This window comes from Methylobacterium sp. NPDC080182, assembly GCF_050281105.1.
In the GTDB taxonomy this organism is placed as follows: Bacteria; Pseudomonadota; Alphaproteobacteria; order Rhizobiales; family Beijerinckiaceae; genus Methylobacterium.
Genome location: NZ_JBNNWO010000051.1, coordinates 1 through 7,646, shown reverse-complemented (window position 1 = coordinate 7,646; position 7,646 = coordinate 1). Strand labels below are relative to the sequence as shown.

At 72.8% G+C, this 7,646-nt stretch carries 5 protein-coding genes; 2 read left to right on the top strand and 3 right to left on the bottom strand.

The annotated features are described in order from the left end of the window. Nucleotides 1-346: 346 nt before the first annotated feature. A complete protein-coding gene (locus tag ACQKQD_RS33925) occupies nt 347-2,371 on the top strand; it encodes a M23 family metallopeptidase (protein WP_427510978.1) in 2,025 nt (674 codons plus the stop codon). A gap of 16 nt (nt 2,372-2,387) precedes the next feature. Here ACQKQD_RS33925 and gluQRS read toward each other — a convergent pair whose 3' ends face one another. Genes gluQRS through ACQKQD_RS33910 form a run of 3 tightly spaced genes read right to left on the bottom strand, consistent with a single transcriptional unit; the run spans nt 2,388 to nt 5,624 of the window. Then, nucleotides 2,388-3,251 carry a tRNA glutamyl-Q(34) synthetase GluQRS gene (gene gluQRS / locus ACQKQD_RS33920; protein WP_427510977.1) on the bottom strand — a complete coding sequence of 288 codons (864 nt, stop codon included), beginning with the start codon at nt 3,249-3,251 and terminating at the stop codon, nt 2,388-2,390. Nucleotides 3,252-3,267: 16 nt separating this feature from the next. Continuing rightward, nucleotides 3,268-3,549 carry a hypothetical protein gene (locus ACQKQD_RS33915; RefSeq protein WP_331299017.1) on the bottom strand — a complete coding sequence of 94 codons (282 nt, stop codon included), beginning with the start codon at nt 3,547-3,549 and terminating at the stop codon, nt 3,268-3,270. Nucleotides 3,550-3,593: 44 nt separating this feature from the next. Next, nucleotides 3,594-5,624: an ATP-binding protein gene (locus tag ACQKQD_RS33910; RefSeq protein ID WP_427510976.1), complete on the bottom strand. Its 2,031-nt coding sequence runs from the start codon at nt 5,622-5,624 to the stop codon at nt 3,594-3,596. Nucleotides 5,625-5,846: 222 nt separating this feature from the next. On the opposite strand from ACQKQD_RS33910, the gene ACQKQD_RS33905 reads away from it, so the two are divergent. Further along, a complete protein-coding gene (locus tag ACQKQD_RS33905) occupies nt 5,847-7,490 on the top strand; it encodes a GMC oxidoreductase (RefSeq protein ID WP_100253867.1) in 1,644 nt (547 codons plus the stop codon). The last annotated feature ends 156 nt before the right edge of the window (nt 7,491-7,646 follow it).

The window sequence follows — 7,646 nt, the reverse complement described above, 5'->3', positions numbered from 1 at the left end:
GGCAATCCCGCCGGCCAGCCCGCCCGCTTGTCAGAAGATGGCTCAGCGCCCGGTCCACTTCCGCGGCCGGCGCCGATGAGCCGGGGTATAGAGCCGCCGATCCGGGCCGTCAACACCCTTTTTGCCGGCCGGCGCGGCGAACCACCCGGAAGCCTGGCGGTGGATGATCGCGGTCTTTCCCGCGCCGGGGCTGGCGCTCGGGAGCAGCACGCCTCAATCTCGACACGCTGGGTCGTGAGATGAGATTGCCGGGCGCGGATGTCGCCTCCGGTATGGTCGAGCCCGGCCTCAGCGCCGCGGATCCCGCGGGAACGCCCGTTCGCCATCGTCTTCTCAGGGCCTTCGAGTGAAGCGCGAGCGACTCAAGATCGGCGACGTGGCCGCCCTCCCCCCGGCACGCGGGGTGCACGAGCCTCTTGACCATCTCGGCGCGACCGCGACGCAGATCGACCGACGCGCCGTCAACCTCCGCTGGCTCTGCGCCAGCAGCCTCACCGGCCTGACCGGCGCCGGTCTGATCGCTGCGGCGCTCCACGTGTCCCTCCAGGGCGACGTTTCCTTCGCGGCCATTCCCGAGAAGGCGGCGATCATGCCCCGCCCCCAGCCGAGCGAGAGCGGCGCCAACATCGCCCGCAAGGGCGACCGGCTGGTGCGCAACCTCATGATCGCCTCGGCCAAGCAGAGCTTCAAGGCGCCGGTCACGGTCCGCCTCGGCGACCGCGAGATCATCAAGGCCAAGGCCTTCGTGCGGCTGACGACGCCCCTGTCGATGACGACGGGCGTCTACGCCGCCGAGCCGCCCCGCTTCGACCCCATGAAATTCGTCTCCGACGAGCCACTGGAGCGCGCGCCCGATGCGTCCGTCGACGCCCCCAGCGCCGAGGTCACCGTGGTCAAGCGCGAACTCGCCGACGCTGCCGTCGACGCCAACGCGCCGGCCCTCAGCGACGACGACGTCACCGCGCAGGTCGAGGAGGAGCGCCGGATCGCCGCCGAGGCAGGGCGCCGCGCCGCCATCCCGATCGCCCCGCAGATCATGCTGTCGCGGACGCTCCAGCAGGGCGCGGCCGGCGACGGCGACGGTGCGGTGCCGAAGGACGCGAACCCGTTCAAGTCCATCGAGGTGCTGGTCGTCCCGGAGAACGTCACGAAGGTCGCCAAGGTCGAGCTGAAGGCCAACGAGGCGCCGCTCGTGGAGGAGCGCGATCTCGCGCTGAAGCGCGGCGAGACACTGGAGACCACCCTCAAGGCCACCGGCCTCGCGAGCGACGATGCCGTTCGCGGCATCGTCGCCGCGCTCGGGGGCAAGACCCGCACCGCTGCCCTCAACGAGGGGCAGCCGATGCGCGTCCAGGTCGCCCCCGGGCCCCGTCCCGGCGATCCCCGCCAGGTGACGCGCGTGGTGCTGTACGGCGAGAACGGCATCGAGGGCATCGCGGCCCTGAACGACCGCGGCGCCTTCGTGTCGGTGGCGCCCCCCGCCGAGGAGGCCCCCTCCCCCAAGGGACAGCCTCAGGCGGAGGCCGGCGAGGACGAGGACGAGGATTCCGGCTCCGGGCCGCGCCTGTACCAGAGCCTCTACGAGACGGCGGCGCGCCACGACCTGCCGCGGGCCACGGTCGAGGACATCGTCCGCGTCTTCAGCTACGACCTCGACTTCCAGCGCCGCATCGGCAGCGGTGACGGGCTCGACGTCTTCTACAGCACCGACGACGAGGCCAGCGCCGATCGTCCGGACCTGCTCTACGCGGCGCTGACGCTCGGCGGAGAGACCCGCAAAGTCTACCGCTTCCAGTCGCCGGACGACGGCACGATCGACTACCTCGACGAGCAGGGCCGGTCGCTGAAGAAGTTCCTGCTGCGCAAGCCCATCGCCGACGGGATCATGCGCTCCGGCTTCGGTTACCGCCGCCACCCGGTGCTGGGCTACGCCAAGCTGCATACGGGCGTCGACTGGTCGAACCCGATCGGCACGCCGATCATGGCGGCCGGCAACGGTGTGGTGATCCGCGCGGAGATGACCTCGGGCTACGGCAACCGGGTCGAGCTGCAGCACGTCAACGGCTACGTGACGACCTACAACCACATGTCGCGGTTCGGCCGCGGCATCCGCGAGGGCGTCAAGGTCCGGCAGGGCCAGATCGTCGGCTATGTCGGCTCGACCGGCCTGTCGACCGGCGCGCACCTCCACTACGAGGTGATCATCAACGGCCACTTCGTCGACCCGATGAAGATCCGCGTCCCCCGCGGCCGGGAACTCGACGGGCGCCTGCTCGCCGACTTCAAGCGCCAGCGCGAGCAGATCGACGCCACCATGCAGAAGTCGAAGAGCGCGACCGCCCTCGCCCAGCGCGACGCGGCGGTCCGCTGAGGGAGCGCGCTGTCGTTCAGGCGAAGCCGAGCCGGGCGCGGACAGCCTCGGGCGTCGCGCCGGCCTGCCGAAGGTCGGCGAGGGATCGCGAGCCGCGCGACTTGGCCAGCTTCTCGCCTCCGGTATCGAGCAGCAGCGCGTGGTGGCGGTAGCGCGGGACCGGCAGGCCGAGCAGGGCCTGCAGGAGCACGTGCAGGCCGGTGGCCGCCTCGAGGTCGCGGCCCCGCACCACGTGGGTGATCCCCTCCGCCGCGTCGTCGTGGACCACGGCGAGGTGGTAGCTCGTCGGCACGTCGCGCCGGGCGATCACCGCGTCCCCCCAGCGTGCCGGATCCGCCGCGACCCGGTGCGCGCCGGCCGTGTCGAAGGCGACGTAGCCGTGGGTCGGGCCGGCGCGGCGCAGGGCGGCCGCCATGTCGAGCCGCCAGGTATGCGGGTCGCCGCGGGCGATCCGGTCCGCGGCCGCCGCCCGGTCCAGGTGGCGGCAGGTGCCGGGATAGAGCGGCACGCCGTCCGGATCGCGGGGGCCGTCGCCGCCGGAGGCGACGCGCGCCCGGATCTGGCCGCGTGAACAGAAGCACGGATAGGCGAGCCCGCTCGCGATCAGCCCGTCGAGGGCTGTCCGGTAGGCCGCCATGTGCCGGGACTGGCGCCGCACCGGTTCGGGATAGGTCAGCCCGAGCCAGGCGAGGTCGGTGACGATCCCGTCGACGAAGTCCGGCTTCGAGCGCGCGGGATCGATGTCCTCGATCCGCAGGCGGCAGACGCCCCCCATCCGGGCGGCGAGGTCCGCGTTGAGCAGCGCCGAGTAGGCGTGGCCGAGGTGCAGACGCCCGTTCGGGCTCGGCGCGAAGCGCAGCACCGGCGCCGCGGCGGTCACGGACCGGTCCGGCAGATCACCCGTCCCGGCGGGTCAGGCACTGCGGCGCGCCGGGCTGGCAGGCGATCCCGGGCAGCGAGCAGGCCGGACCCTCCGCCAAGCGGCGGCAGACCTTGCAGCCGTCGGTCCACTCGAGGCAGGTCGGATCGTCGGCCGCCGACACCGCCGGCGACGCGTGCCGCGCCGGCGCCAGGGCGCCGATGAGCACGGTGGCGATCACGAGGACCGCGATGCCCCAGGCGGCAAGCGCGCCGCTCGACGAGCGCGGTGCGGGTGACGGAGGGCTGACGGTCGACATGGGCGTCCTGTTGGCGCGGGACCCGCCCGCCTGTCAACGCGCGCTCAGGCGGCCCGCGCGGATCGGCGCTCCAGCAGCGGCGGGAGCAGCTTCAGATTCAGCGGCTTGGCCAGGAACCCGTCGAAGCCGGCCGCCCGGGCGGCGACCTCGTCCTCCCGGCCGGCATTCGCGGTCAGCGCGACGAGGTGGAGGCGGTCCGCGCCGCCCGCTTCGGCGGCGCGGATCCGCCGGGCGGTCTCGTGCCCGTCGAGGCGGGGCATCCGCACGTCGATCAGCGCGAGGTCGAAGGGGCCGTCCGTCTCCAGCCGCGCGAGGGCCTCGAGGCCGTCGACGGCGTGGATCACCGTGGCGCCGAGGCGCTCCAGGGCCCGGGTCGCCAGCAGGGCGTTGATCGGGTTGTCCTCGGCCAGCAGGATCCGCAGGCTGGAGCCGACGCGCGCCGGCTCCGCCGCCGGCGCGGCCGCGGCCTCGATCGGGCCCGTCGACGCGAGCAAGCGCTCGAACAGGGAGCGCGGCCGGACCGGCTTGATCAGGTAGCCGTCGAAGCCCGCCGCGCCGGGGGACCCGAAGCCGCGCCGGTCGAACGGCGAGAGGAGCACGAGGCTGGTGCGGACCCCGCAGGCGCGGGCCGCGTCGGCGATCTGGCGCACCGCCGCGTCGCCCAGTGCCCGGTCGGCCAGCACCGCGTCGAAGGCCGCGCCCGACAGGGCGTCGAGGCCCGATTCCAGGCTGTCGACGATCACGGTGGCGGCCCCGGCCCGGGACAGGCTGCGGGCGAGGTACGGGGCCTGGAACGGCGAGTCGGCGACGATCAGGCAGCGCCGCGGGGCGAGCGTCGGCAGCGGCGCGCGCCCGCTATCCTCGGCCGCCGCGACCTCGGCGAGCGGCAGCAGGACCCGGAAGGTCGAGCCCCGGCCGAGGCGCGAATCCGCCTCGATCCGCCCGCCCATGCGGGTCACGAGCCGCCGCGTGATGGCGAGGCCCAGCCCGGTGCCCTCGTGGCTGCGGCTCGCGCTGGCGTCGCCCTGCTCGAACTCCTCGAACAGGATCGGCAGCCGCTCCTCCGGGATCCCCGGGCCGGTATCCGCCACGGCGAGCACGACCTCGCCGCCGGTCCCGGCCCGCGCGAAGCTCAGGCTGACGCCGACGCCGCCGCGCTCGGTGAACTTGATGGCGTTGCCGGCGAGGTTGATCAGGATCTGCCGCACCCGGTCGGCGTCGCCCAGGATCGCGGCCGGGAAGTCCTCGGCCACGTCGAGGGCGATCTCGATGCCCTTGTCCTGGGCGCGGGGCGCCAGCAGCTCGACGACCCCCTCGGAGAGGGCCGGCAGGTCGAAGGGCTCGGCCGCGAGGTCCAGGCGCCCGGCCTCGATCCGCGAGAAGTCGAGGACCCCGTCGATCAGGCCGAGCAGCGCCTGACCGCTGGTGCGCACCGCCTCCACGTAGGTGCGCTGCTCGGGGTTCAACGCGGTCCCGAGCACCAGGTCGGCCATGCCCAGGATGCCGTTGAGCGGCGTCCGCATCTCGTGGCTCACGGTCGCCAGGAAGCGGGATTTGGCGACGCTCGCCGCCTCGGCGCGCTCCAGGGCCGCGTCGCGGCTGCGGATCGCCTCGACCCGCGCGGTCACGTCCCGGCCCGCGCGCAGCCAGTGCGTCGCGTCGCCGTGCGCCACCGGCATCTCCACGAAGGCGAACCAGCGCGCCCGCCCGTCCGCCGTCCGGACCTGCGCCTCCAGGCGGCGGACCCCGTCCGGCCCGATCTCCACGGCGTTCCGGTCGAGGATCTCGAGATCGTCCTGGGAGCCGATCAGCGCGATCGGCTCGCGGCCGAGGAGGCGGGCGAAATCCTCGTTGGCGTAGGTGATGCGCCCGCGGGCATCCCGCTGGACGATGATCTCGGTGGTGGCGGCCACCAGGGCGCGGTAGCGGTCCTCGCTCTCGCTGATCCGCCAGAGGCGGTCCTGCAGCCGCTCGGCCTCGCGCTCGGCGCGCCGCGTTCCGAGCCGGCGCCAGAGGGCGAAGGCCAGTGCGGCCGCGGTCAGGAGCGCCAGGACAGGCGCCAGCGTGTCGATCATTCCGGCCTCCCCGGCATCGGGCCGGTTCGCCGCAGGATCGCAGCCGAAGCTGAAGGCGGCGTTGGGAAAGGCCCTTAACCGCCGGTTGCGGACTTCGCGGAGTCCGCGGCGGAATCCGCGGCGGAGTCCGCGACGCGGCGCGGGATCAACGGTACCGTGCGGTGATCCGAGAAGCGGCTCGCGAGTTGCCTGCCAGGACGCAGGTCCGGACGGAGACGGTACATGCCCGGTGAGCACTACGACGTCATCATTGTCGGGTCCGGTCCCGGCGGCGGCACGATGGCGTGGCGCCTCGCCCAGACCGGCAAGCGCATCCTGCTGATCGAGCGCGGCGACTACCTGCTGCGCGAGCCGCGGAACTGGGACAGTCAGGCGGTGATCGTCGACGGCTACTACCAGGCCAAGGAGACGTGGTACTCGTCCGACGGCAAGAGCTTCCACCCCGGCCTGCACTACTACGTCGGCGGGAACTCGAAATTCTACGGCTCGATCCTCTTCCGCCTCCGCGAGAAGGACTTCGCCGAGATCCGCCACCAGGACGGCGTCGCGCCGGCCTGGCCGGTCGGGTACGACGTCTTCGAGCCGTACTACCAGGCGGCCGAGGAGCTGTTCCACGTTCACGGCCTGCGCGGCGAGGACCCGACCGAGCCCTGGTCGACCAAGCCCTACGCCCATCCGCCGGTGGCGCACGAGCCGCGGATCCGGGAGCTGTTCGACAACCTGAAGCGGGCGGGCCACCACCCGTTCCACCTGCCGGTGGGCGTGCGGCTGGTGGAGAAGGACGGCCGCGCGGTGCCGACCTCGCCCTGCATCAAGTGCGAATCGTTCGACGGCTTCCCCTGCCCCACCAACGGCAAGTCGGACGCGCAGACCATGGTGGTCGACCCCGCCCTGCGCGACTGCCCGAACCTGACGCTGCTCACCCGCACCTACATCGAGCGCCTCGTCACCGACGCCTCCGGCCGCACCGTCACGGGCGTCGTCGGGAACTGCGACGGCGCGCCGTTCGAGGCCTCGGCCGACATCGTGGTGGTGGCCTGCGGCGCCCTCTCCTCGGCGCTGCTGCTGCTGCGCTCGGCCAGCGACCGCCACCCGAACGGCCTCGCCAACGGGTCGGATCAGGTCGGGCGCAACTACATGCGCCACAACAACTCGACGGTGCTGGCGATCTCGAAGGTCCCGAACCCGACCCGGTTCCAGAAGACGCTCGGCCTCAACGACTTCTACTTCGGCGATCCGGACCCGAAGGATGGCTGGGACTTCCCCCTCGGCCACATCCAGATGGTCGGCAAGTCGGACGGCGCCCAGATCCACGGCGAGGGCCTGCCCGGCTTCCTGCAATGGTTCCCCGACAAGCCGTTCGACTGGATCGCCAAGCACTCCGTCGACTTCTGGCTGACCTCCGAGGACGTGCCGCTGCCGCAGAACCGGATCTTCTACAAGGGCGGCAAGGTCCATCTCGACCTCACCGAGACGAACGTCGAGGCGCACAAGCGGCTCCGGCACAAGCTGCGCGAGATCTGCAGCTTCACCGACATCCACCCGCACCTGTTCGACCGCTCGCTCTACCTGGGCAAGAACGTCCCGATCGGCGGGACGGCCCACCAGGCGGGGACCCTGCGGTTCGGCGCGGATCCGAGGACGTCGGTGCTCGACACCAACTGCAAGGCGCACGAGCTGGACAACCTCTACGTGACCGACGCCAGCTTCTTCCCGTCGATCGGCGCCGTGAACCCGACGTTGACCATCATCGCCAACGCCCTGCGGGTCGCCGATCATCTCGTCGCCCGGATGGGCGCCCGGGACGCGATCGCGCCGCCCCGGCTGTTCGACCACACCGAGCCGCGCGAGCCGCTGCCGGCCTGAGGACCGGCGGGGCGCGAACCATCGCTCTCCCCTGCTCGTCCCGAGGTGCCGGCACCGGACGCGCGTGATCGTCCCCGCGCGCGGTGTGGCGCCGGGGGCATGGCCCGGGAGGCGAGCACGAGGGACGCGGGACGCCGCGGGAACCCAGGTGTCGGC